General features: G+C 48.3%; 24 protein-coding genes. 22 read left to right on the top strand and 2 right to left on the bottom strand.

Annotated elements, in window-relative coordinates; translation table 11 throughout:
* The first annotated feature begins 118 nt into the window (after positions 1-118).
* From HW560_RS27240 to coaD, 5 genes are all read left to right on the top strand, one after another.
* The gene (locus HW560_RS27240) at positions 119-424 is read left to right on the top strand and encodes a hypothetical protein (RefSeq protein WP_090895865.1); all 306 of its coding nucleotides are present in this window, start codon (positions 119-121) and stop codon (positions 422-424) included.
* Positions 425-876: 452 nt separating this feature from the next.
* On the top strand, positions 877-1,314 hold the full coding sequence (locus HW560_RS27235; RefSeq protein ID WP_179265176.1) for a hypothetical protein: 438 nt from the start codon (positions 877-879) through the stop codon (positions 1,312-1,314).
* 232 nt (positions 1,315-1,546) lie between these two features.
* Positions 1,547-2,434 (top strand): AraC family transcriptional regulator, encoded by an 888-nt coding sequence (locus tag HW560_RS27230; protein WP_257031452.1) that lies wholly within the window; start codon positions 1,547-1,549, stop codon positions 2,432-2,434.
* 313 nt (positions 2,435-2,747) lie between these two features.
* Positions 2,748-3,359 (top strand): 16S rRNA (guanine(966)-N(2))-methyltransferase RsmD, encoded by a 612-nt coding sequence (gene rsmD, locus HW560_RS27225; RefSeq protein ID WP_090895876.1) that lies wholly within the window; start codon positions 2,748-2,750, stop codon positions 3,357-3,359.
* A 1-nt stretch (position 3,360) separates the two neighbouring features.
* Positions 3,361-3,867: a pantetheine-phosphate adenylyltransferase gene (coaD, locus tag HW560_RS27220; RefSeq protein ID WP_090902131.1), complete on the top strand. Its 507-nt coding sequence runs from the start codon at positions 3,361-3,363 to the stop codon at positions 3,865-3,867.
* Here coaD and HW560_RS27215 read toward each other — a convergent pair.
* Positions 3,845-5,101, bottom strand: a complete 1,257-nt coding sequence (locus tag HW560_RS27215; RefSeq protein ID WP_179265175.1) for a nucleoside recognition domain-containing protein — start codon at positions 5,099-5,101, stop codon at positions 3,845-3,847. The two genes, coaD and HW560_RS27215, sit on opposite strands and share 23 nt — an antisense overlap.
* Before the next feature lie 203 nt (positions 5,102-5,304).
* Between HW560_RS27215 and HW560_RS27210 the strand changes: the two genes are divergently transcribed.
* Positions 5,305-6,345, top strand: a complete 1,041-nt coding sequence (locus HW560_RS27210; RefSeq protein ID WP_090895881.1) for a SepM family pheromone-processing serine protease — start codon at positions 5,305-5,307, stop codon at positions 6,343-6,345.
* 306 nt (positions 6,346-6,651) lie between these two features.
* On the opposite strand, the gene HW560_RS27205 is transcribed toward HW560_RS27210, so the two are convergent.
* Positions 6,652-7,884, bottom strand: a complete 1,233-nt coding sequence (locus HW560_RS27205; RefSeq protein ID WP_179265174.1) for a nucleotidyltransferase — start codon at positions 7,882-7,884, stop codon at positions 6,652-6,654.
* Positions 7,885-8,366: 482 nt separating this feature from the next.
* Here HW560_RS27205 and HW560_RS27200 point away from each other — a divergent pair, with 482 nt between their 5' ends.
* The 16 genes from HW560_RS27200 (at position 8,367) to rpsP (ending at position 24,386) form a co-directional block, all read left to right on the top strand.
* Entirely contained in the window at positions 8,367-8,873 is a 507-nt protein-coding gene (locus tag HW560_RS27200; protein WP_090895887.1) for a YceD family protein, read from the top strand.
* 65 nt (positions 8,874-8,938) lie between these two features.
* Positions 8,939-9,112: a 50S ribosomal protein L32 gene (rpmF, locus tag HW560_RS27195; protein ID WP_017689233.1), complete on the top strand. Its 174-nt coding sequence runs from the start codon at positions 8,939-8,941 to the stop codon at positions 9,110-9,112.
* A gap of 451 nt (positions 9,113-9,563) precedes the next feature.
* Positions 9,564-10,112, top strand: coding sequence for a transcription factor FapR (fapR, locus tag HW560_RS27190; protein ID WP_205525006.1), 549 nt, complete (start codon positions 9,564-9,566; stop codon positions 10,110-10,112).
* Positions 10,109-11,104 carry a phosphate acyltransferase PlsX gene (gene plsX / locus HW560_RS27185; protein WP_064639094.1) on the top strand — a complete coding sequence of 332 codons (996 nt, stop codon included), beginning with the start codon at positions 10,109-10,111 and terminating at the stop codon, positions 11,102-11,104. Before fapR ends, plsX begins: the two co-directional genes overlap by 4 nt.
* Positions 11,105-11,112: 8 nt before the next feature.
* Positions 11,113-12,102: a beta-ketoacyl-ACP synthase III gene (locus tag HW560_RS27180; RefSeq protein WP_179265173.1), complete on the top strand. Its 990-nt coding sequence runs from the start codon at positions 11,113-11,115 to the stop codon at positions 12,100-12,102.
* A 27-nt stretch (positions 12,103-12,129) separates the two neighbouring features.
* On the top strand, positions 12,130-13,062 hold the full coding sequence (gene fabD, locus HW560_RS27175) for an ACP S-malonyltransferase (protein WP_090895892.1): 933 nt from the start codon (positions 12,130-12,132) through the stop codon (positions 13,060-13,062).
* A gap of 37 nt (positions 13,063-13,099) precedes the next feature.
* Positions 13,100-13,849 (top strand): 3-oxoacyl-[acyl-carrier-protein] reductase, encoded by a 750-nt coding sequence (fabG, locus tag HW560_RS27170; protein WP_179265172.1) that lies wholly within the window; start codon positions 13,100-13,102, stop codon positions 13,847-13,849.
* 151 nt (positions 13,850-14,000) lie between these two features.
* Positions 14,001-14,234, top strand: coding sequence for an acyl carrier protein (gene acpP / locus HW560_RS27165; protein ID WP_024630176.1), 234 nt, complete (start codon positions 14,001-14,003; stop codon positions 14,232-14,234).
* A gap of 180 nt (positions 14,235-14,414) precedes the next feature.
* Entirely contained in the window at positions 14,415-15,653 is a 1,239-nt protein-coding gene (gene fabF / locus HW560_RS27160; protein ID WP_024630177.1) for a beta-ketoacyl-ACP synthase II, read from the top strand.
* Between the two features lie 13 nt (positions 15,654-15,666).
* The gene (gene rnc, locus HW560_RS27155; RefSeq protein WP_024630178.1) at positions 15,667-16,365 is read left to right on the top strand and encodes a ribonuclease III; all 699 of its coding nucleotides are present in this window, start codon (positions 15,667-15,669) and stop codon (positions 16,363-16,365) included.
* A 189-nt stretch (positions 16,366-16,554) separates the two neighbouring features.
* On the top strand, positions 16,555-20,124 hold the full coding sequence (smc, locus tag HW560_RS27150) for a chromosome segregation protein SMC (protein WP_179265171.1): 3,570 nt from the start codon (positions 16,555-16,557) through the stop codon (positions 20,122-20,124).
* Between the two features lie 75 nt (positions 20,125-20,199).
* Positions 20,200-21,213: a signal recognition particle-docking protein FtsY gene (ftsY, locus tag HW560_RS27145; protein WP_090895899.1), complete on the top strand. Its 1,014-nt coding sequence runs from the start codon at positions 20,200-20,202 to the stop codon at positions 21,211-21,213.
* 145 nt (positions 21,214-21,358) lie between these two features.
* Complete coding sequence (locus HW560_RS27140; protein ID WP_090895901.1) at positions 21,359-22,006, top strand: PAQR family membrane homeostasis protein TrhA; 648 nt, start codon at positions 21,359-21,361, stop codon at positions 22,004-22,006.
* A 260-nt stretch (positions 22,007-22,266) separates the two neighbouring features.
* Entirely contained in the window at positions 22,267-22,617 is a 351-nt protein-coding gene (locus tag HW560_RS27135) for a putative DNA-binding protein (RefSeq protein WP_063564663.1), read from the top strand.
* Between the two features lie 65 nt (positions 22,618-22,682).
* Entirely contained in the window at positions 22,683-24,059 is a 1,377-nt protein-coding gene (gene ffh, locus HW560_RS27130; RefSeq protein WP_024630183.1) for a signal recognition particle protein, read from the top strand.
* A 54-nt stretch (positions 24,060-24,113) separates the two neighbouring features.
* Positions 24,114-24,386 (top strand): 30S ribosomal protein S16, encoded by a 273-nt coding sequence (rpsP, locus tag HW560_RS27125; RefSeq protein WP_024630184.1) that lies wholly within the window; start codon positions 24,114-24,116, stop codon positions 24,384-24,386.
* The last annotated feature ends 18 nt before the right edge of the window (positions 24,387-24,404 follow it).

Raw genomic sequence — 24,404 nt, 5'->3', positions numbered from 1 at the left:
TTTTGCATAACGGAGAGTGTAGAAGAGTGAATCAGAGCAGCTGAGCATATGCATGATTGAAACCGTACTCGCTTCGTTCTCGTAATGTACAGAAACAAAGAGGTGAAGGAGGGGCAGGATGAGCAGAAAAGCAAAAACAGGGATGTGGCTGACGGTGCTGGCCGTTCTGGGCATTATTGTTGGATCATTTATCTGGTATTTCAATACAGCTTCTGGTGAGCGCGCACTCAAAACGATGAGATCCAATAATGCCGGAGGGCTGGAGCGTGTAGTGAAGGTGTACAGCAGCTCAGGTGAGCTGATCCAGACCTATGAAGGCAAGATCGATGTGCAGGATACCGAGTATGGAAACAAGGTGCTGTTTGACCTGAACGGCAAACGTATTGTGATCTATAATGCAACGGTAGTGACGGAAGAGAAGTAAAGGCTTGCAGAGGGTTGAGAGATAGATGAAAGTGACGAGTGTTCGGGCGGTCCAGAGCAAGGCCAACCAACTTGAGGAGACATATCTCTACTTCTATAGTAAAATTAAGGAAAAAATGAGAATTGAGTGATACAGAATGATGATTTTCTTGGTTGCTCTTGCTTTGCTCGGCATGTTTGCTTTTTATAGTTTGCTTGCTTATTTTTTAATCCGTTTGATATCCAAAAAAGGGTTTAAAGTAACGTTGACGAAATACGAAATTTTAGAAATTATGACTTGGCTTGCTTTGATATTTATTGTATTTTATAGCATTAAATCGTGGTCATCTTCTACGATCTTGCCTGCTGTCTTCCTTATCATACCATTAATGAATATGCGGATTTCGAATAGAAAGCACAGAGAGCGCATTAAACGGGAATCAGCTTCTTTGCAGTGAATAAGGAGGGCACGCTATGATTCTGGGCAAAACAACAGATACTTCAGGGCTGACCAAGGTTGCGGAGCTATCAAATGAATTACAGCCCGTTTTTGAAAGAGCTGCCGACAAGTATGCTCTGTGTGATATTGAATTGTACTTTGTATTCCGCTGCCTGCCTGACGATTATGGACGTAAATCCAGCGTCAGGCATGTGAAGGCGGAGAAGGTCATCTATTTTGATCAAACGGTGAGTGAAGACCAGTACAAGACCTGGAGCGTAAGCAAACAGCGACATGCCTTAAGCCATGCGTTTTATACTTTTTTGAGTGAAAAGATAAAGAAGTACAAGATAGCGCATTTGAATACTGAGGAATTTATTACAGATATGGGTGTTTGGCTCAAGGAGATTGGATGGTTACTGATAGAAGAGGAAGCTGAGCTGGCTGAGTTCAAGGAGAAGTATGGATCGTGAATATCTGTATTGTGGAAATCGGGCGAGAATGAAACGCACAGCTACCCATGAGGTATGTGACTGGGGAGTTCCTCTTCTCGTTCTTCCGATCTTCAAAATGGAACAATGCAACGAATACATATGAGAGTTAATCTCTTGGCTGTACGAATAGACAAATTGGAGCATTCCTAAACAAGAAGATATTCAGGGGTTCTTTTACACTGTAGGAGAAAGGAGATGAGAGTTTCTGGAGATGTTTAAACTGCTTGGCCAGTCCATTGATTACGTGGAACAACATCTGCACTTGCCGATTGAGATTGAGGACATTGCTAAGGCAGCTATGAGTTCGAAATACCATTTTCAGCGAATGTTTCATGCAGTAACTGGTGTTACCGTGACCCAATACGTGAGAAATAGGAGGCTTACGCTTGCGGCACAGGATTTAGTGGGAACGAATTGTAAAGTCATTGATGCTGCGCTGAAGTACGGTTATGACAGCCCGGCGGCTTTTACGAAAGCATTTCAAAGAATGCACGGGGTAACACCGCTTGAAGCCAAGAAAATGAATGTGAAACTTAAAGCTTTCCCTCGAATCTCCTTTCAAATTCAGGTTAGAGGGGAAACAGAGATGAATTATCGAATGGTTGAGGAAAAAGGCTCTACTGTATGTGGAAAAAGTGTTATCGTCCATAAGGATGCGTACAAAGAGATACCTGTATTTGTGGAGGAAATTTGGAAAGATGGTACTCATGATCAGATTAACAAGCTTTTAGGGAGACATGCTGGCGCATTGCTGTATGGTTATCATTTTGACTTTGATGAGGATGGTTCAAAACGTTATTTAATGGGAGCAGAAGTGCCAGATGGTATTCAGGTCCCTGATGGATTTACCGTTCTTCATGTACCTGGTCAAATCTATGCGGTCTTTGACAGTCGCGGGACGATGACTGAAGATGTCGAAATTGATTTAAGTATAATGAATATCTGGAAACGTATCTACACGGAGTGGTTTCCGTCAACGAGTTTTGAACAAGCGGAAGGACCATGTATCGAGAAATATGAATGGGTTGATGATCAGCAGCAAGATTTCATCACTGAAGTGTGGATTCCAGTTCGTAAAAAAGTAGATCATATTAAATGATTCAGGAAATGATCAGCAACCAACGTTCCAACAACAAAAATAGGCCCTCTTTCGAGGGCCTATCTTTCATGGGAGAGGAGAAACCGGACGAAGAGCTTATGGGGAAACGTAAGTCTTCTCCGCGGTTGTCTACGACACTTGTGATGTCGATAATTACAGGATGGCCGGAAAGTTTCCTTTTTATACATATGCGTCAACAATTCGTCAACAATATTTCGGCGAGAAAGCAGACGGACTATTTTTCAAACTGAACCCGATTGTGGTACGATAGCTTTATCAATAAACTTACATAGAGAGAAAAGGTGACTCATCAGTGAGAGTGGTATCTGGGAGTGCGAAAGGCAGACCGCTGAAGGCTGTTCCTGGCACAGGAACGCGGCCGACCACCGACAAGGTGAAGGAAGCGTTGTTTAGTATGATTGGCCCTTATTTTGAGGGCGGTACAGCATTGGATCTGTTTGCAGGCAGTGGAGGTCTCGGGATTGAGGCGCTGAGCCGCGGCATGGACAAGGCTGTTTTTGTTGACTTGGAATCGAAAAGTATTGAAGTGATTCGTGCAAATCTGAAGGCAACCAAGCTGGAAGATCAGGCGGCCATATACCGGAATGATGCCAGTCGTGCATTGAAGGCGCTCGCCAAGCGAAGCACACAATTTGATCTCGTATTTCTGGACCCGCCCTACCGTATGAAAAATGGGGACGAGTTAATGCTTACGATGCACGAGCTGGGCTTGCTTGAACCGGAAGCGACCATCGTGCTTGAATATGAATCCAAATATAATTACCCTGAGCAATTCGGCCCGTTTGAACAAACGCGCAAGGCATTGTATGGGGAGACAGCTGTATCCATCTATCATTATGCACCTGCTGCAGCAACAGAAGATGGACAACCTAGCACAGCGGAAGAGGAGGCTCCTCATGAGTGAAATGATACATCGTCAGGAACGAATTGCCGTATATCCAGGGAGTTTTGATCCCGTAACGATGGGCCATCTGGACATTATTGCCCGCGCGTCGAAGCAGTTTGATCGCGTCATCGTGGCTGTATTGAATAATATGAGTAAAAACCCACTGTTTACGGTGGAAGAACGGAAAAGTCTTATTTCAGAAGTCACGAGTTACCTGCCTAATGTGGAAGTGGATAGCTTCCGTGATCTGACAGCAAATTATGTAAGGCAAAAAGATGCTCAGGTCATCGTCCGCGGTATCCGCTCGGTGACGGATTTTGAGTATGAGCTTCAGCTGGCTTCGACGAACAGCAAGTTAAATCCGGATGCGGAAACCATTTTTATGATGACCAATCCGAAATATTCGTACCTGAGCTCCAGCATCGTCAAGGAAATTGCCCACTACCACGGAGATGTCACCGATCTGGTCTCACCTGAAGTGGAAGCTGCGCTGCGTCAGAAAATTAGCGAGAAAACCGGCGGTTAAACCAGAAAGTCAGCCCGGACAGGCTGATCATGACGGTGAGCAGCAATGCCAGACCGATACAGGCAGCAGGGAAACCAATCCAAAAGACTTCGATAATGTCGGAGGTGTTCATGCCTACCAGAGATTGATTGGTTAAGAATGGTGCCCAACCATTGCCTGGATTGGTCTGAAACGTGGGCAAGACTTCTGAGCTGTAACGGCTGAATGGCAGCCATAGCAGCAAACTGAGGAAAACTGCAACCAATGCATGAAGCAGACGGATTCCGGCAAAATACATCATGGACGTTGCGGCAAGTCCCGCAGCTTTCAGCACGGCGGAAACTTGCAGATGAGAGCATAGACCTCCCCAGCCGAGGACGGCTGCAAGCAAAGACATGAGCAGAACAGGCGTTAATGGGCTCTGACTCAGGTGATACGTTCCCAGATGGTGCTCCAGCAGGGAGGGCCAAAAAGCAACTGAAGCACCGGGGGTGATATAGAGGGTGAGCAGCCGAACAAACACGGCAAACACAATCATATATCCTCCCGTCATCATTAAGGTTTGTACAGCTTGGGAGACGGTGTCACCAAGCAATTTGCCGAACCCGCGTCCGTCACGTTCCTGGGCTGCACGGGCTGCAAGCATCATCTGGGACCATAGGCTCTGTCGTTTGGACGAAGAAGGGTTTGCAGTTGATTGTTTTTCCCCTTTTGATTCTTTGGGCAGGAGTCGTACTCCGATCATGGTGGCCATCCAGCCACTAACCCAGTGAACGATCAAAAGGAAATATCCGGCCACAGGCTGGTGTAGAAAAGCTGCACCAATGACAAGTATAATCATCAATGGATTGGCGAAATGAGATGCTGCAGCGACAATGCCCGCCTGTTTGGCGGTAATTTGTTGATCCTGCACTAGGCGGGAGGCGGTATCTGCTCCAGCCGGAAAGCCGCCGCACATGCCGACAGCAATAGCCAGTCCGGCTTTGCCCGGCAGACGGAACCAGCGCTGCATCAATGGCCCAAGCAAGACACCGAGCGCGTGAGTAAAGCCGAACGCAGTCAGCATTTGGGATAACATCAGGAATGGAAGCATGGCCGGAAAGATGATTTTCCACCAAATGTCCAAACCTTGAATAGAGGCATCAAATGCATCTTTTGGAGATACAACTACTGCAATTACCAGCATTAAAGCGCCGGTACTCATAAGTACCGTTTGTAACGGCCCTGAGCCCGTAACTTCGCTCTGCATTGTCATTGTTTCACCTCATATGGATCGTGCCGCATACACTCGGCCAGGATTAGTTGTGGACGGCCGAAAGACGTCCGTAGACGCTTCGGCCTTGACCGGATAAGCTACTGTAAACAGCGGCCTATCCGGCCTGTACCATTGTATGCAAAAGCATGAGAGTGTTAGACTTATAATTATTGAAAGATACGCAAAGAACGGGGGCTCAAGCAATGAATCGGATTCGGAAATCTGGCGGATTCAGAGCTTCGATCTTTGTGATCGTGGTGGCTCTAGTCGTCTATGTTGCGGTATATATGCCAACGCCATATATCATTTATATGCCTGGCAGTGCCGATGAGGTAAAACCCATGGTTACCGTGAAAGAGGGGGATAAGGAAGAACGCGGTGTGTTTATGATGACGACAGTGTCGGCAACATACGCCAATGTGTTTTTGCTAGGAACCTCCTTGTTTAATCGAAATGCCCAAGTGGATAAAAAAGAAGATCGGCTGCGCGGCAAAAGCGAAGCGGAATATTCTGCCGAACAGGTCTGGTTCATGAGTGATTCACAATCCTCGGCCATGGAGGCGGCTTATGAGCAGGCGGGAGTGAAATACTCCATTGTTCCTGAGCATATTTTTGTATTCGGGCTGTCCGAAGATCCAAAGCCTAAGGGAGATATTGAGCCCGGAGATATTATTTTGGGTGTGGACGGAACGGCAACTCCAGACAATACGGTGTTGTCTGAGCAGTTAAAGAACAAAAAGGTCGGGGATACGGTTGAGATGCAATTGGAGCGAGGCGGAGAGACCATCAGCCGCGACGTTCAATTGATTGAAGTGAAAGATAGCAAAACCGGTGAAGTTCGCCCGGCACTGGGTGTCATGATCGGAGCGGTTCAGAAGGTGAAAGCAGAAGATCCGGATAAACAGATATCCTTCACGGATACTCAGGTTGGTGGCCCCTCTGCCGGACTGATGTTCACCCTGGAGATTTATAATCAGTTGACTCCTGGAGATTTGACGAAAGGTCACCGGATTGCTGGCACAGGCACCATTAACAAAGAAGGTGTGGTTGGTGCAATCGGTGGCGTTGTGCACAAAATTGTTGCGGCGGACCGGAAAGAAGCGGAGTTTTTCTTTGTGCCGAAGGACAATTATAAAGAAGCCGAAGCCAAGGCTGAACAGATTGGTACCAAAATGAAACTCATTCCTGTCAGCACAGTGGATGATGCGCTGGCTTATCTGAAAACCTTGTCTGTTAAATCCTAAAACAATTATCATTAGTGAGCAGTATGCCTTGAATAAAGAATAGTAGAATAATGTCAAATCCCCCTATTGCAACGATGCCGAATCGGTATGCAGTAGGGGGATTTTGTTTTGGGTAATTGATATTAAACAACGCATGATCAACAGAGTTTGAACAAGCTTATACCCGCAGATCAGGATTGGATCAATCCAGATACAAGCTTGGGCACGCACCAGGCAAAAAACGTACAAGTTGATCCAAATAAAATAGTGTGAGGAATTCAAAAATCGTTTATGTTGAGCCTGCTAAGGATAGGACTGAACGTAGGGTTAGAGCCTCACAGGAGGGTCATAGTAGTCGCTGTACATCATGCGTGTATTGGTGTGTTTGCAGGCGAGTGCATATGCTGCCTGTGCTTGTACATCCAGCTCCAACTGGTTATGGACAAAGGTTGATGGTTTCAGAAGAACGGGCAGAGAAGCCGTCTTTTTCATTTGTTTCAAAAGGCCCTGTCCTTGTGCATTGAACCCAAGCACTCGAAGATATGCTGGCCCTTCAGCAAGCTTCTCGGGCGAACATTCGGCCTTGGTATGATTCAGCAGGATATGGGTCAGCATGCGCTGTAGCTTTGTGCGGGTGTAGCGTTTCGTCTTGAGTGTATTCAGCAACGCCTCGACTGAAGGCTCCGGGAGCTGAGCGAGCGTGCGGCTCAGCCTGTGTTCGAGTCCTTCCGTGACCTCGGCGATCTGCTCCAGCTCGGAGGCACGGCGTGTGGCCGCGATGTGCAGCAGCGGCTGTGCAAAGCGCTCCCAGTGCACGGGAGCGCGCCCTTCCTGCCATTCGCGTCGCAGAATGGCAAGAGTTGCCGCCGGCACGTATGGCGCGGCGGCTTCGGGCCCGTCCGCCATCAGCAGGCGGCGGACGGCGGTTGCACTGGCGATCGCCCCTGGTCCGGGCGTCGCCTGATGATACGCGGCACCGGTACGCGCCGCCGTAAAGGGCTTGATCGCGCTGCCCAGCCGTTGCAGCGCGATCAGGTAATGCAGCCCAAGCGAATTGTTGGGCTGCCCCAGCAGTGCAGCGGCGTCGTTCGCATCGACGCCGCCAGGCGCCAGCGCTGCCGCCGCACCTGCGTATGCGGCGGGGTAGCTGGCGCCTTCCCGCAGGCGGCGCGCGATATCCTCGCGCAGCCCTGCGGGCTCCACAGCCAGCACGCGCGCAATGCGCTGCAGGCTGTCCAGGTCGCCGGACTCGCTGCCAAAGCAGAGCGAGTCCACCACGCCTGTGCGGTGCAGCAGTGACACCGCACCAAAGGCGAACCACTCGGCCGGTTGTACAGCATAGGCAACCGGCAGTTCAATCACCAGATCGGCGCCAGCATGGAGCGCCATCTCCGTGCGGGCCCTTTTACCCACGATGGCGGGTTCGCCGCGCTGGAGGAAAGGGCCGCTCATCACAGCCACAACTACGTCTGCTCCACTGAGCCGTCTGGCTTCACTTAGATGATAGACATGTCCGTTATGTAAAGGGTTATATTCAACAATGACGCCAACGGCTTTCATATGAGAACGCGCTCCTTTCGGTAAATATTCAATGGCGGTTTAATCATTCACTCCTAGCCCGATTATATACGAGCTCATCTTGTTCCATAATAGGACATGGGTATGCTTTTGTTCAAATCATATCGCAGTGTATACACCGGAAAAGAAAAGAATCCTGCTGGTCGATATAGCCCGAACACGCCCTCAAAATGCATGACTTGTAGTTTAACTTACAGTAAGCCTATAATGGTTCAGAGATCGAATGCGGATTAGCTCGTCATTTTCAAAAAGGGTGTAAAGTTAAAAGTGTTGACAAACGTCTTGAAAAATCGGTATAATGATTTTTGTTTGTTAAGTCAATTTCATAATACTTTTAACGAGGAATCGTCAGAATACATACAGTCAGGAATATGATGTGTTGCAAGAGTCAGGCTTGACCTGTATAACTGTCGTAAGGCGTTTAACTTACATTATGAGATTGGTTTCGTTTGGAGTGATGGGAAATGTTAATGCCATTTCGCAAAGTGGCTACCAGTGACCGACCCCTGCAGTTCAATGAACAGTGGGATATCAAGGAACTGGTTTCTAACCGACAGGATATCACAGCCGTTACCCCGCTGACTGCGGATTTATCTGCAGAACACAGAGAGGGCGACGTTGTGGATGTTCATGGCAAACTGACAGTAGGAGTGGACATGTTATGCTCCCGATGTCTTAAGCCGATTAATGAACATTTTCATATTGATTTTCATGAGCAATTCAAGCAGGGGAAACAGCCAGAGGAATTGCCCGAAGACGATGATACTTTCTACGTGGATGGAGAGAGCGTTGATCTGAAAGGTTATGCCGAGGAAGCTTTTCTGCTGGATCTTCCGTTTATACCGCTATGCAGCGATACATGCAAAGGGTTATGCCCCAAGTGTGGCCATGAGCTGAACGAAGGTGACTGCGGTTGTGATAACCAAGTTATCGATCCGCGGCTTGCAGGGCTCAAGGATTTTTTTAAATGAGCATGAGTGAAAATCGAACGTAACAACTACCTGCAAAGGTTGATTTTGATAAGGAGGTGGGAATAATGGCAGTACCTCAACGGAGAACGTCCAAGACGCGTCGCGACAAACGTCGCACTCACTTTAAATTGGCTGTACCGGGCATGGTGAAATGTGAACAATGTGGCGAACTTAAACTTAGTCACCACGTGTGCAAAGTGTGCGGAACGTACAAAGCAAGAGAGATCATCTCTCAATAATAGCTAGACATTAAGTAGCACTTCATTTCGATGAGGTGCTACTTTTTTTAAACTATAACATCACAAGAACGACTACTTCTACCTGTATTCTATCTTCTTGAATAAAGTTCAATATACGTTTTTACTATTTTAGTAAGGCTCGTTACAGGTTGTGTTTGGGGCTGTGAAGCCGGGCTTTGCAAGGCAGGATTGTTTTTGCTCTGCCAGCCTTTCTTTTTGACACGGGATGAGATATACTATAGTTTAGTACCAGGTTCTAAGATTTGACGTTACATAAACATGAACCATGATTCGTGTGAGAACGCCCCTGCTGAACAGGGATGCAACTATAGAAGCAATGTGAAAGAATATATTGAACTGACCGGATTAGGTGGTTCCTTAAACGATACAGCGGGGGGTGTCAGGCATCGAACGTGTACCGAAGAGACAGAGGCAGCAGCAGTTAACCAAAATGATCGAAGACAACCCGTTTGTGACGGATCAGGAACTTACACGCCAATTGAAGGTAAGTATTCAGACGATTCGTCTCGACAGACTGGAGCTTGGGATTCCCGAGCTTCGGGAACGGATGAAACTGATGGCGGAGCGTTCCTATGATCAGGTGCGCTCCTTGCCCCTGCATGAGATTATCGGTGATATTGTGGACCTGCAACTGGACAAGAGCGGGATATCCTTGTTTGAGATTAAGGAAGAGCACGTATTCTCGAGAACGGGCATTGCAAGGGGACACTATGTTTTTGCACAGGCCAACTCGTTGGCTGTAGCCGTTATTAACGACGAGATAGCTTTGACGGCTTCCGCAGACATTCGTTTTGTCCGTTCGGTCCATTTGTCTGAGAAATGTATTGCGAAGGCTTATGTGCGATCGATCTCGGGTCAAAAGGGCAAAGCCAAAGTGGAAGTGTTCACTTATGTGGGTGAAGAAATGGTGTTTCAAGGCAACTTTGTAATCTACCGTTCAGGTGGAGAAGACAGCGTAGAAGGAGGTCATTTGGGATGAAAATCGTCATTGATGCCATGGGAGGCGATAATGCCCCTGCGGCAACAGTAGAAGGTGCGATCGCCGCGGCTACGGAATGGGCGGATACACAGATCGTCCTGGTCGGCGATGAAGCCAAGCTGGAACCTCTTCTGAGTCAGTCAGGAGCCAAACCTGCTAATCTGACTATTCGGCATGCTTCCGAAGTCATCGGTTCGGATGATGAACCGGTGAAGGCAGTCCGTCGCAAGAAGGATGCCTCCATGGTGGTTGCGGGGCGTATGCTTAAGGAAGGTGAAGCAGACGCCATGATCTCAGCGGGCAATACCGGAGCATTGATGACTGCCGGCTTGCTTGTAGTAGGCCGTATGGAAGGCATTGAGCGCCCGGCGCTTGCACCCATGATTCCCACGATCGATGATGTGGGTGTACTTGCACTTGATCTCGGCGCGAATATGGATGCCAAACCGGAACACCTCGCACAGTATGGTCTGATGGGAAGCTTGTATCGGCAAAAAGTGCAGGGGATCGCGTCACCAAGAGTGGGTCTGCTCAATGTGGGAACGGAGCCGGGTAAGGGGAATGAGTTGACCAAACATGCCTATCCGTTGCTGGAGCAACTTCCAATTCGTTTTGTTGGTAACGTGGAAGCCCGTGACGTGCTTACAGGTGCGTGTGATGTACTTGTATGTGATGGGTTTGCCGGAAATATATTGCTCAAATCGCTCGAAGGCACAGCAGGTGCCATTTTTGCTCTGCTTAAGGAACAATTCTCATCGTCGCTCAAAAGCAAACTGGCTGCTGCTGTGCTTATGCCTGAACTGCGCGGTTTGAAACGAAAGCTGGATTATACCGAGCATGGCGGTGCGCCGCTCCTCGGTTTGAGCAGACTTGTGGTGAAAAGTCATGGATCGGCTGATGGCAATGCCATCAAAAATGCTGTGCGCCAAGCACGGATTGCAGTACAGAACCAACTGGTGGAGAGCATATCTAAGGAAATTAGTGGGAAGTGAGTGACGACATGAATAATTTGCGCCCGGTAGGGGTCATCGGTACAGGTAAATATGTACCAGAGAAAATTTTGACAAACAGCGATTTGGAGAAAATGGTTGATACGAATGATGAGTGGATTGTCAGTCGTACAGGGATCAAGGAGCGTCATATCGCTGCACCGGATCAGGCGACTTCGGATCTGGCATACGAGGCAGCTATTAAAGCACTTGAATCGGCTGGCATGACTGGCAGTGATCTGGATCTGATTATTGTGGCAACCATTACACCGGATTCTTCCTTCCCTTCTACTGCTTGTATTTTGCAAGATAAGCTTGGTGCCAAGGGTGCTGCGGCATTTGACTTGTCTGCTGCCTGCTCCGGCTTTGTATACGGTCTGGCAACAGCAACGAGCTTTATCCAAAGCGGCATGTACAATAATGCACTTGTTATTGGTGCAGATTGCTTGTCTCGCATTACGGACTATACCGACCGTAATACCTGTGTGCTGTTTGGCGATGGCGCGGGTGCGGTTATCGTTGGTGAAGTGCCGGAAGGCCGTGGATTTAAATCATTTGATCTCGGAGCTGAAGGTGCAGGCGGAAGCCTGCTTCAAATGGAAGGCGGGGGTTCACGTCTGCCTGCATCCGTAGAAACGGTTGAGAACAAAAAACATTACATTTACATGAATGGCCGTGAAGTGTTTAAATTTGCAGTACGGGTGATGGGTACAGCGACAGTCGAAGTGCTGCGCAAGGCTGGTCTGGAACGTACGGACGTGGATTTGTTTGTTCCTCACCAAGCCAATATCCGGATTATCCAATCTGCAATGCAGCGACTTGAGCTTCCTGAAGAGAAAGTTGTAGTCAACGTGGATAAATATGCCAATACATCTGCAGCCTCCATTCCGCTTGCTCTGGTAGAAGCTGCTGAAGAAGGCCGCATGAAAGCCGGAGATACCGTGCTTATGGTTGGTTTCGGCGGCGGATTGACGTGGGGCGCATCGGTGCTCATTTGGTAAACTAGACAGCTGGGAGAGATGAATTGGATGGGTAAAATAGCATTTGTATTTCCCGGACAGGGATCGCAGACTGTAGGCATGGCCAAGGACGCGTATGAGTCTGTGCCTGCGGCAACAGAGATTTTTCGCACAGCCGATGAAACGCTAGGTTTCTCGCTGAGCAATCTTGTTTTTGAGGGACCCGAGACCGAGTTGAAACAGACATCAAATACGCAACCGGCTCTGTTGACAGCAAGTATTGCATTGCTTGAGGCATTTAAAGAAAAAGGAATTCAGCCTGATTATACGGCCGGACACAGTCTGGGTGAATACAGTGCACTGGTCGCGGCGGGCGTTCTTTCGTTCGCGGACGCGGTAAGCATTGTGCGAGCACGCGGTCAATACATGGAACAGGCTGTTCCTGGTGGACAGGGTGCGATGGCGGCGGTATTGGGTGCGGATCGGGAAGCGCTGGGGGTGCTTTGCCGGGACGTATCCGAAAGTGGTCATGCCGTTGAACTTGCCAACATCAACTGCCCGGGACAAATCGTGATTTCCGGTGTGAAGGAAGGGGTAGCTGCTGTCGCTGAACGGGTTAAGGAAGCAGGCGGCAAACGCGCCATCACACTTGAAGTAAGCGGTCCGTTCCATTCTTCCTTAATGAAGGATGCAGCAGAGAAGCTGGCTGAGAAATTGAAAACTGTTTCGTTCTCACCTGGGTCGGTCCCTGTAGTCGCGAATGTGACTGCAAGACCTGTGGAGGACGGTAAGGTTCAGGATTTATTGACAGCTCAGGTCTATTCTCCGGTTTTATGGGAAGACAGTGTGACATGGCTTATTGAGCAAGGTGTGGATACCTTTATCGAGATTGGCTCTGGCAGTGTGCTAACAGGTTTGATTAAAAAAACAGATAAAACCGTTAAACTGTATAATGTAAACAGTCTTGAGACGCTCGAAGCAACAGCAGCTGCACTAATTTGATTAACCATGATTAGATTTGGGGAAAGGAGGAATGATTATGTCTAAACCATTACAAGGTAAACATGCGCTCGTTACCGGTGCATCCCGTGGTATCGGGCGTAGTATTGCACTCGCTTTGGCTGAGGCTGGCGCCAACGTGGCCGTGAATTATGCGGGCAGTCAAGCGGCAGCTGAGGAAGTAGCGGAAGCGATTCGTGCCAAAGGTGTCGAGGCCATTACGATTCAAGCGAATGTGGGCCAGATGGACGAAGCCGAACAAATGGTCAAAGCTACGATTGAGGCGTGGGGCAACGTTGATATTCTTGTCAACAATGCTGGAATTACCCGTGATAATCTGATCATGCGTATGAAAGAAGAGGAATTTGATCAGGTAATCGAAACCAATCTCAAAGGAGTGTTTAACTGTCTTAAGGCGGTTACGCGTCCAATGATGAAGCAACGGTCTGGTAGAATTATCAATATCTCCTCTGTTGTGGGTGTGCTCGGAAATGCTGGACAAGCAAACTATGTTGCTGCCAAGGCAGGGGTCATCGGTTTGACGAAGGCATCTGCACGTGAGCTTGCCTCCCGCGGCATCACAGTTAACTGCGTTGCACCCGGATTTATTGAGACCGATATGACGAAGGAATTGTCCCAGGAGATCGTGGACAACATGTTGAACGGTATTCCGTTGTCCCGTCTGGGCCAGCCGGATGAAATTGCCGGTGTTGTCACGTTCCTGGCTTCAGAAGCTTCATCTTATATGACAGGGCAGACACTGCATGTTGATGGTGGCATGTACATGTAATTCTTCCCGGACTTGAACAATAGTCGGGGAACAGGCGCTGGACGATCCGAAATGCCGGAAAAAGGCCGGGTTCCCCGGCCGGGAGCCGCATATGTCTTCTATGGCATTTTGCCTGCGATTCTCGTATAATACCAAGGAGGAGGTGAACCGGATGTCCGATGTATTGGAGCGTGTAAAACGCATCGTCGTCGACCGCTTGGGCGCAGACGAAGCTGAAGTTACACTTGAAGCATCTTTCAAAGAAGATTTGGGTGCTGATTCTTTGGATGTAGTGGAATTGGTCATGGAATTGGAAGATGAATTCGATTTGGAAATCTCTGATGAAGATGCAGAAAAAATTACGACCGTAGGTGAAGTTGTAAACTACATACAATCTCATACCTAAAGTCAATTCAGTCCCGCACCTGTTTTCGAACAGGCGGGACTTCTCATCATTCATTGGTTTTTCTCATTCCGCAAGCGGCGCTGGTCAAACGGATCTTCGGGTCCTGCTTGGCTAGACGTCTGCTTGCGGATATTCCCACAAAATAATTGCGTAATGCAGTCGATATAGAGGTGAGTCGGTTTGAAACAAAGAGTTGTAATTACCGGAATGGGCGTAATGACATCGCTCGGAAAAGATTTGGAAACGTTCTGGGGCAGTTTAATGGCAGGCAAGTCCGGAATCTCTCAGATTGAGGCGTTTGATGTAAGTGAATACACCACTCAAATTGCAGCCGAGATCAAGGATTTCAACCCTGAAGAATACATGGATCGCAAAGATGCACGTAAAATGGACCGTTTTGTTCAGTTCGCTGTGGCAGCTGGTTTCAAAGCCGTTGAAGACAGTGGTCTGAAAATTGACGAGAACATTGATGCAGAGCGTTTCGGTGTGTCCATCGGATCGGGTATCGGTGGATTGGGTACTTGGGAGGACCAGCATAATGCATTGCTGCAAAAAGGTCCTAAACGCGTAAGCCCATTTTTCATTCCGATGATGATCTCCAACATGGCTTCTGGCCAAATGTCGATTTCTCTCGGGGCGAAAGGTCCTAACATCAACGTGGTAACCGCATGTGCTACAGGAACACACTCCATTGGAGATTCCTTCAAGCTGATTGCCAACGGTGATGCGGATGCGATGATTTGTGGCGGTGCGGAAGCAACCATTAGACCAACTGGTCTGGCTGGGTTCTGTGCAATGCGTGCCATGTCTACACGTAATGATGATCCGGCGAAGTCGAGCCGTCCTTTTGATACAGAGCGTGACGGGTTTGTTATGGGCGAGGGCGCGGGTGTTCTGATCCTTGAATCCCTTGAGCATGCTCAAAAACGTGGTGCTCGTATTTATGGCGAAGTGATTGGTTACGGTCTCACTGGCGATGCACATCACATGACGGAGCCTGATCCGGACGGAGCAGCTCGTTGCATGAAGATGGCTCTGCGTAATGCGGGAATCGAACCAGAAGAAGTGGACTATATCAATGCACACGGTACATCAACACCTGTAGGTGACAGATCCGAAACGCTTGCGATCAAAAAAGCGTTTGGTGATCATGCGTACAAGCTTGCGGTGAGTTCAACCAAATCGATGACAGGTCATATGCTTGGTGCTGCTGGTGGCGTGGAAGCCGTAATCTGCGGATTGTCGCTGACACATCAGACGCTTGCTCCAACAATCAACCTGGAAAATCAGGACCCGGAATGTGATCTGGATTATGTTCCAAACGTTCCACGTCAAACTAAGGTCAATATTGCCATGTCCAATTCATTTGGGTTCGGCGGTCACAATGCCACCATTATTCTCAAAAAATTTGAAGCATAAGGGGCTAGTTCGTTTGAGTGAAGATCTGAAGCAGTTACAACACAAACTTCAAATCAAATTTGACAACAGGCAGCTTTTAAAACAAGCGTTTACCCATGCTTCTTATGTAAACGAACACCGGTTCAGTCAGCATCAGGATAACGAGCGTCTGGAGTTTCTGGGCGATGCGGTACTGGAACTGACTGTGTCGGAATACTTGTATCACTTGTTTCCTAACCGGCCGGAAGGTGAATTAACTAAGCTGCGGGCATCCATTGTCTGCGAGCCTTCCCTCGTCAAATTTGCTGAAGCGTTGGGTTTTGGGCAGTATGTACTTCTTGGTAAAGGTGAGGAACTGACGGGAGGACGAACTAGACCGGCTTTGCTAGCGGATGTGTTTGAATCTTTCATCGGTGCATTATATCTGGATCAGGGATTGGCGCCTGTCCGGACATTTCTGGATCAGCATGTATTTCCGTTAATTGTTCTGGGCAGCAAGCTGCAAATGAGCGATTACAAAACGGAATTGCAGGAACTCACTCAGCATCACAATATGGGAGCTCTGGAATACCGTATTGTTGAGGAACGGGGCCCTGCCCATGAACGGGAGTTTGTCTCCGAGGTCCATATGGGTCAAGAACGGCTTGGCAGAGGTACAGGACGTTCCAAAAAGGAAGCCGAGCAACAGGCTGCATCCGCAGCACTGGATCGACTGAAGCTTCCGGAAGCCTGAGCTTTACCGTAAGCGCATAGACAAACGAAGAGCAAAGAGCAGCCCGCGGGTCCGCCTGGCGGAATTTATCGGCCGGACTGCTTTTTGCTCTTTTTTTTGTAAGGAGGATCAGGATATTCTTTTCCTGTTCGATAACTAGGCGCTGAATGCAACAATTGAAATTTGCAAGAGGAGGTGACGGGAAACCCTATGTTTTTGAAACGGATTGAACTGGGTGGATTCAAGTCATTCGCCGACAAAACGGAAATGGAATTCGTTCGTGGCATAACCGCTGTTGTGGGCCCGAACGGAAGTGGAAAAAGTAACATTTCAGACGGCATACGCTGGGTTCTTGGAGAACAAAGCGCCAAATCACTGCGTGGTGGCAAAATGGAAGATATCATTTTTGCCGGCAGTGATGCACGTAAGGCTGTTAATTATGGTGAAGTTTCGTTGACGCTGGATAATGAAGATCATGCGCTTGCTTTGGATTTTGGTGAAGTAACGGTGACGCGTCGTGTACATCGCAGCGGAGACAGTGAATATTTTATTAACAAGCAGTCGTGTCGGTTGAAGGATATTACCGAATTGTTTATGGATACCGGGATCGGCAAGGAAGCTTATTCGATTATTGGACAGGGACGAATTGAAGAGATTCTGAGTACCCGTTCAGAGGATCGCAGGGGGATCTTTGAAGAGGCATCAGGTATTGTTAAATATAAATCTCGCAAACGGGATGCTACTCGCAAACTGGATGAGACGGAACAGAATTTGTTGCGTATTCATGACCTGGTGACCGAGTTGGAAGACCAGATTGGTCCGTTAAAGGAACAATCGGAGAAAGCAATCCACTACAAAGAATTGCGTGGACAGTTGAAATCACAGGAAATCTCCATGTATGTGTATCAGATCGAACAAATTCACGCTTCATGGAGCAAAGCAAACCAACGACTTGAATCGTTGAAACAGGAAGAAGTCGGATTGGCGGCTATCGTCTCCACTCATGATGCCAAGCTGGAAAGTGACCGGAATGCACTGCGGACGCTGGAAACGGAGACCGAACAGCTGCAATCGGCCTTATTGCAATTCAGTGAAGCAACGGAGAAAAGTGAAGGCCTCGGGGAACTGCTCAAGGAGCGTTCGCGTCATCTGCAGACGAACCAGGAACAGCTTAAAGTGACGCTTGCAGCGAGTGAAGAGAGACATCGGGAGCGTGAAGCTGAGTTACTGGCATTACGCGAGAAGTTTTCCAAGCTTGAGCTTGAACTGAGTGACGTGAGAAACCGTCTGTCCGAAGAAGAGGCCAAACTCATCGGTGTCACTGGTGGCATTAGCCAACAGCAGGAGGAGAGCCTTAAGGGAAACTTGCTGGAACTGATGAATCAGATGGCTCAGACACGAAATGAAATTCGTTACGCGGACCAACAGAAAGAAACGCTGGAACGGCGAATGAATCGCGCGACTGAGGAATCCGGCAAGTGGGAAGGCCAGAAGGAAACGCTGGAAGCCCGCAAAACGGAGATTGAGAAGAAAGTCGTTCGCTTAGGCAAGGAAATCAGTGATCTGCGCGGTGGATATATTACGGAAAGTGAACGTCTCCAATCGCTGCAGAAGCTGCTTGAAGAAAGCCGGGGAACTGTTCGTAAATGGGAGCAGAAGCGTGAGGCCCAGGTCTCCCGTCGCGATACAATGAAAGAGATGCAGGATGATTTTGACGGTTTCATGCTGGGTGTCAAAGAAGTTCTTAAGGCGTCACGCAAAGGCACACTGAACGGGGTTCATGGAGCCGTTGCAGAGCTCGTTAAAGTGCCTGAGAAGATCGAGCTTGCGGTAGAGACAGCGATGGGCGCTTCCCTGCAGCATGTTGTCATGGAAAATGAATCGGTTTCCAGACAGGCAATCGCTTTTCTGAAACAACGCCAATTGGGCAGAGCTACGTTCCTCCCGTTGGATGTTATTCGTGCACGTACCATTGGCGCGGGTGAACGTTCGATGATTGAAGGCATGGATGGTTTTGTGGGAATTGGTGCAGATCTCGTACAATACGAATCCCGTTATGCTGCGATCATTGGAAGCTTGCTCGGTAACGTCATTATTGCGGAGAAGCTGGAGGATGCCAATAAGATCGCTGCTCGCTGTCAATATCGTTTCCGGGTCGTAACCCTGGAAGGCGATGTGGTTAACGCGGGTGGTTCCATGACTGGTGGTAGCCAGCACAAGAAAAATGGTAGTCTGCTCAGCCGTAAACGGCAGCTGGATCAGTTGGATCAGGATATTTTGGATACTGAAAATCAGATCGTAAAACTGCATCGCAGTGTGGATGATATAAAAGCCCAACTGGAGCAGTGCCAGGATAAGCTGGACGAGCTGCGTCAGTCCGGAGACGACACCCGGAATGCAGAACAGCAGGCTTCAATGGAAATGAAGCAGGTTGAGCATGAACTGCGCCACGTACTGGAACAGGTTGCCGTAGCCGGGCAGGAGAAGAGCGGGTTTACTGAAGAAATCAAAGAGATGGATACAGCCCGTGATGTCGCTGTGAAGAAGCTGGAGCAGCTTGAGGAAGAAGAGAAGGCGACCCATCGTGCCATTCATGCGGCAGAATTTGCGCGTAAAGCGAATGAATCCGCGAAGGAGGAATTGCAGACTCAGCTCACTGATCTGAAAGTCCGAGAGGGGAAACTGGATCAGGAGCGATTCTCCAACGAGGAGCAATTACGCCGTCTGGAGCGCGAAGTGGATTCACTGGTGAAGGATCTTCGTCAAAATCGTACGTTGCTGGCCTCCATGGAAGCCGATCTGAAGAAAACAGAGACTGAAAGTGTTAAACAGATTGAAGATCTTAACCAATACAAGCTGAAAAAAGCGGAATCCGCACAGGAGCTGGACTTCAAGCGTGCTGCCCGAAGCGAACTGTCGAAGAAGCTTGAGCTTGCCGAGAGTGAAACGAAGGAACAGCGCACACAGCTGAAAGCTGTGGAGGAACAGATGCGACAAACGGAAATTTCCGTGAACAGACTGGATGTCGAGTTGGAAAACATTTTGCGCAAACTGATGGATGAGTATGAGCTCGGCTATGAACTTGCCAAAGAGCGTTATCCAGTACCGGAAGATGTGGAGAGCACACAGGCTGAGGTGCAGAAACTGAAGCGCAGCATTGCGGCTCTCGGCGATGTCAATCTGGGAGCCATCGAGGAATTCCAGCGGGTTAATGAGCGATATGAGTTCCTCAGCACGCAGAAGAATGACCTGGTCGAAGCCAAAACAACGTTATATCAGGTTATTCGAGAAATGGAAGACGAGATGGCCAAACGATTCAAGGCAACATTTGATGCGATTCGCCGGGAGTTCGGCACGGTCTTCACCAAGCTGTTTGGCGGAGGGCGCGCGGATCTTGTATTGATGGACCCTGAGCGTTTGCTCGATACGGGTATTGATATCGTCGCCCAGCCACCAGGCAAAAAGCTGCAAAACCTGCAGCTATTATCCGGTGGGGAACGAGCGTTGACCGCAATGGCACTCTTATTCGCTATACTGCATGTTAAGCCTGTACCGTTCTGCGTACTGGATGAAGTGGAAGCGGCGCTGGATGAAGCCAACGTGGTGCGTTTTGCCCAGTATTTACGTGAGTTCTCGGAACAAACACAATTCATCGTTGTTACACATCGCAAAGGCACAATGGAAGAAGCGGATGTGCTGTATGGTGTCACGATGGAAGAGGGCGGAGTATCCAAGCTCGTTTCGGTTAAACTGGAAGATGAGGAAGCTGTCATTGCCTAATCTTTGAGTTGGTGGTCACGCATGAACTCATCTAATATCATTTAAACTAAGAAATGTACACGATGGAGGGGCTTTATGAGTTTCTTTAAAAAGCTGAGAGACAGCATTGCAAGCAAAACAGAGTCGGTTACCAAGCAGTTCAAGGACGGGTTGGAAAAGACGCGTAAAGGTCTTGTAGAGAAAGTGTCGGATCTCGTTATCCGTCGTAAAAAAATCGACGAGGAATTCTATGAAGAATTAGAAGAAATTCTGATTGGAGCCGACGTAGGTGTCAATACGGTTATGAAACTGATTGAAGATCTGCGTGATGAAGTCAAAAAACGCAAAATTGAGGATGCGGCTGAACTACAGCCTGTATTGTCCGAGAAACTGACGGATTTGCTTCGTGGAGAGCAGAATAATGAATTGAAAATGAATCCGGATGGCATTACGGTCATTTTGTTTGTCGGTGTTAATGGTGTGGGTAAAACAACAACGATTGGTAAGCTGGCCCATCGCTTCAAACAGCAGGGTAAAAAGGTCATTATGGCAGCAGGCGATACGTTCCGTGCCGGAGCGATTGAGCAACTCGAAGTATGGGGACAACGTGCCGGTGTGGAAGTCATCAAGCAGCAATCAGGTTCTGACCCTGCCGCTGTAATGTATGATGCGGTGCAGGCTGCGAAACAGCGGGGTGCTGATGTATTGCTCTGTGATACTGCGGGCCGTCTGCAAAATAAATCGAACCTGATGGACGAACTCAACAAAATTTACCGTGTCATTCAACGTGAAATTCCGGAAGCACCACATGAAGTATTAATGGTGCTGGATGCAACTACTGGTCAGAATGCACTGAATCAGGCCAAACTCTTCGGAGAGAAGAGTGGGGTAACCGGACTTGTACTGACGAAGCTGGACGGTACCGCCAAAGGTGGTATTGTTGTTGCAATTCGTCAGGAGTTGGATCTGCCTGTGAAGCTGGTCGGACTTGGTGAAAAAATTGATGATCTGCAGCCGTTCGACTCAGAGCAATTCGTGCATGCGTTGTTTGCCGGACTGATCCAGGAACAGCCAGCTGAAAGTGCTGAAGATGAGGAAGCCAGTTCCTAGAACCATTAATAAAGTGGGATGAATGAATAGCGTTAACCGTATTGCCAGTGATATACGTGATAAGTGTCACGTGTAATGTCACTGGCAATACGTGTATAATGGGAATAAAGAAGGCAAGGCTAAAGGGCTAGAAAGGACGGTTGATATGGCCAATACCTATACCTATTCCCGCCGTGAGGAAGTCGCCAATGCGGTGACTCATGGAATCGGAGCTGCGCTCAGTGTAGCTGCACTGGTGCTGTTGATTGTATTTTCGAGTATGAAAGGCACGGCTTGGCATGTGGTCAGTTTCACGATCTACGGGATCACTATGCTGCTGCTCTATACGAGCTCTACACTCGTGCATGCATGGAAAGATGGAAAAATGAAAGATTTATTTGAGATTTTCGACCATTCTTCCATTTATTTGTTTATTGCGGGTTCGTACACTCCGCTTTTGTTTATTGCTGTTCGCGGCACACTTGGTTGGACCCTGTTCGGTGTAATCTGGGGAATCGCATTATTCGGCGTGATCTTTAAGGCGTTTTTTACGAAAAAGTTTCTATTCATGTCCACGATTTTCTATATTGCGATGGGCTGGCTCATCGTTATTGCCTGGCAACCGCTTATGGCTGCCATTCCTACAGGCGGAATCGTGCTGCTGGTTGCAGGAGGCCTGATGTATACACTGGGTACGCTTTTTTATGTGTGGCGTGGATTTCCGTATCACCATGCGATTTGGCATCTCTTTGTGTTAGCAGGCAGTATTCTTCATTTCTTTATGGTACTGCTGTACCTGACACCACTTCGCTAGAACACGGTAGATAGCGTAAAACGAATCGGCTCCATCTGTGGAGGCCCATTCGTTTTTTGTTCTATATAAAGGATGCAGTAGGTCGTATTCTACTGTATAGGAATGGCTAAGATCAACCGTGTAGGCACGAAAAATGAGTGCAAAATGAACGTTTTTATTGTGACAAGTATTTTTGCTTGACAACCTGATTTGTTTTAGGTATTATTAGGAACGTTGCAAGAGTGTAAAGTGTTTTTCCTTGACGAAGGGAGTGCCCCGTTATGAGTCAAGAAAACCGGCTTGAGAAGACAAACCGGATTAACTTGCTGTTTGCTTTCTATGAACGGTTGCTTACCGAGAAACAGCAGACGTTTCTAAAGTATTACTTTCATGATGATTTCTCGCTGGGCGAGATTGCAGCCGAGTTCGAGATCAGCCGCCAGGCGGTATACGAGCATATCAAGCGTGCCGAACAAGTGCTGGAAAATTACGAAAGCAAGCTTGGCTTGCTGGAGAAGCACGAACGGCGCAACCGTAATCTTGAAGATTTGCAAAATGCATTGGAGCGCGCAGGCGTTTCCATTGATAACAACCAACAAATAAACGATATTATTCATCAGCTCAGAGAGTAGTTTGTAAGAGTTGAACGAAACGTATCGGTCCTGAAAACAGTATTACAGCTTAAGGAGGTGGGATCATGGCATTTGAAGGATTAACGACCCGATTGCAGAATGTGTTCAGCAAGCTGCGCGGCAAAGGCAAGGTGTCTGATGAAGATGTTGCCGAAGCGATGCGCGAGGTACGTCTGGCATTGCTCGAAGCGGATGTAAACTTCAAAGTGGTCAAGGAATTCATCGCCAAGGTGAAAGAGAAGGCTGTCGGCAAAGAAGTGATGGAGAGCTTCACGCCCGGAATGGTCATTATCGACATCGTAAACAAGGAACTGACGGATTTGATGGGTGGAAGCCAGTCGAAGCTGGCCAAAGCCAACAAACCGCCTACGGTATTGATGATGGTTGGTTTGCAGGGTGCGGGTAAAACGACCACATCCGGTAAACTGGCCAAAATGCTGCAAAAGCAAAATAGCAGACCGTTACTTGTTGCAGGAGATATTTATCGTCCAGCAGCGATCAAGCAGTTGCAAGTGCTCGGCGAGCAGATCAAAGCGCCAGTATTTACACTGGGAGATCAGACAAGCCCTGTAGAGATCGCACGTCAGGGTCTGCAGCATGCCAAGGATAACGGTAATGACTACGTCATTATCGATACAGCTGGACGTCTGCATGTCGATGAAGAACTGATGGAAGAGCTTCGTCAGATTCACAGCGTAGTGAACCCGGATGAAGTACTGCTTGTCGTAGACAGCATGACGGGTCAGGATGCAGTTAATGTGGCAGAACACTTTAACCAGCAGCTTGATCTGACCGGGGTGGTTCTGACTAAGCTTGATGGAGATACTCGTGGTGGTGCCGCGCTTTCGGTTAAAGCAGTCACCGGTTGTCCGATTAAGTTTGCTTCTCTTGGAGAGAAACTGGACGCACTTGAGCCTTTCCATCCAGAACGTATGGCTTCACGTATTCTTGGTATGGGTGACATGCTCTCTCTGATTGAGAAGGCACAGTCCAACATTGATACCGAAAAAGCCAAGGAAATGGAACGGAAGATGCGTAATGCAGAATTCACGTTCGAAGATTTCCTGGAGCAAATGGACCAAGTGAAAAAGCTGGGGCCAATTGATCAGATCATGGATATGATTCCTGGTATGGGCAAGATGAAACAAGCCAAGGACCTGAAGGTTGATGATAAACAGATGGGCCGGATCGAAGCGATCGTGTACTCCATGACGACCGAAGAGAAACGTAACCCGGATATGATCAACCATAGCCGTCGGAAGCGGATTGCTACAGGTAGTGGAACATCCCTGGCCGAAGTAAACCGTCTGATCAAGCAGTTTGATGAGATGCGCCGCATGATGAAACAGTTCTCAGATATGATGGGACCTAAAGGCGGCAAGAACAAAGCGATGAAGCAGCTCAAAGGTTTGGGCAAAGGAATGAAGTTTCCTTTCCGTTGATTCCGGGAGCAGCTGAACGATATACAGATTTCATTGAAGGAGGTGAATTTTCAAATGGCAGTTCGTATTCGTCTGAAACGTATGGGTGCTCACAAAGCTCCTTTCTACCGCGTAGTGGTATCGGATTCCCGTTCCCCACGTGACGGTCGTTTTATCGAGGAGATCGGTTACTACAACCCGGTTGAACAACCGGCTGTTGTTAAGATCGATGAAGATAAAGCATTGCAATGGCTTCAAAACGGTGCACAAGCATCTGACACTGTCCGCAACTTGCTGAGCAAAGCGGGCGTGATGAAGAAGTTCCACGAGTCTAAATTGACTAAATAAGGTGCTGATTCGGAGGGT

The organism is Paenibacillus sp. E222 (assembly GCF_013401555.1).
GTDB lineage: Bacteria > Bacillota > Bacilli > Paenibacillales > Paenibacillaceae > Paenibacillus.
This window is presented reverse-complemented; position numbering and strand designations above follow the sequence as displayed.

What these genes read in the sequence shown, in the direction of transcription:
- HW560_RS27240 (WP_090895865.1), top strand. Translation starts at nt 119, where the DNA reads ATGAGCAGAAAAGCAAAAACAGGGATGTGGCTGACGGTGCTGGCCGTT.
- HW560_RS27235 (WP_179265176.1), top strand. Translation starts at nt 877, where the DNA reads ATGATTCTGGGCAAAACAACAGATACTTCAGGGCTGACCAAGGTTGCG.
- HW560_RS27230 (WP_257031452.1), top strand. Translation starts at nt 1,547, where the DNA reads ATGTTTAAACTGCTTGGCCAGTCCATTGATTACGTGGAACAACATCTG.
- coaD (WP_090902131.1), top strand. Translation starts at nt 3,361, where the DNA reads ATGATACATCGTCAGGAACGAATTGCCGTATATCCAGGGAGTTTTGAT.
- HW560_RS27215 (WP_179265175.1), bottom strand. Translation starts at nt 5,101, where the DNA reads ATGACAATGCAGAGCGAAGTTACGGGCTCAGGGCCGTTACAAACGGTA.
- HW560_RS27210 (WP_090895881.1), top strand. Translation starts at nt 5,305, where the DNA reads ATGAATCGGATTCGGAAATCTGGCGGATTCAGAGCTTCGATCTTTGTG.
- HW560_RS27205 (WP_179265174.1), bottom strand. Translation starts at nt 7,884, where the DNA reads ATGAAAGCCGTTGGCGTCATTGTTGAATATAACCCTTTACATAACGGA.
- HW560_RS27200 (WP_090895887.1), top strand. Translation starts at nt 8,367, where the DNA reads ATGTTAATGCCATTTCGCAAAGTGGCTACCAGTGACCGACCCCTGCAG.
- rpmF (WP_017689233.1), top strand. Translation starts at nt 8,939, where the DNA reads ATGGCAGTACCTCAACGGAGAACGTCCAAGACGCGTCGCGACAAACGT.
- fapR (WP_205525006.1), top strand. Translation starts at nt 9,564, where the DNA reads ATGATCGAAGACAACCCGTTTGTGACGGATCAGGAACTTACACGCCAA.
- plsX (WP_064639094.1), top strand. Translation starts at nt 10,109, where the DNA reads ATGAAAATCGTCATTGATGCCATGGGAGGCGATAATGCCCCTGCGGCA.
- HW560_RS27180 (WP_179265173.1), top strand. Translation starts at nt 11,113, where the DNA reads ATGAATAATTTGCGCCCGGTAGGGGTCATCGGTACAGGTAAATATGTA.
- fabD (WP_090895892.1), top strand. Translation starts at nt 12,130, where the DNA reads ATGGGTAAAATAGCATTTGTATTTCCCGGACAGGGATCGCAGACTGTA.
- fabG (WP_179265172.1), top strand. Translation starts at nt 13,100, where the DNA reads ATGTCTAAACCATTACAAGGTAAACATGCGCTCGTTACCGGTGCATCC.
- acpP (WP_024630176.1), top strand. Translation starts at nt 14,001, where the DNA reads ATGTCCGATGTATTGGAGCGTGTAAAACGCATCGTCGTCGACCGCTTG.
- smc (WP_179265171.1), top strand. Translation starts at nt 16,555, where the DNA reads ATGTTTTTGAAACGGATTGAACTGGGTGGATTCAAGTCATTCGCCGAC.
- ftsY (WP_090895899.1), top strand. Translation starts at nt 20,200, where the DNA reads ATGAGTTTCTTTAAAAAGCTGAGAGACAGCATTGCAAGCAAAACAGAG.
- HW560_RS27140 (WP_090895901.1), top strand. Translation starts at nt 21,359, where the DNA reads ATGGCCAATACCTATACCTATTCCCGCCGTGAGGAAGTCGCCAATGCG.
- HW560_RS27135 (WP_063564663.1), top strand. Translation starts at nt 22,267, where the DNA reads ATGAGTCAAGAAAACCGGCTTGAGAAGACAAACCGGATTAACTTGCTG.
- ffh (WP_024630183.1), top strand. Translation starts at nt 22,683, where the DNA reads ATGGCATTTGAAGGATTAACGACCCGATTGCAGAATGTGTTCAGCAAG.
- rpsP (WP_024630184.1), top strand. Translation starts at nt 24,114, where the DNA reads ATGGCAGTTCGTATTCGTCTGAAACGTATGGGTGCTCACAAAGCTCCT.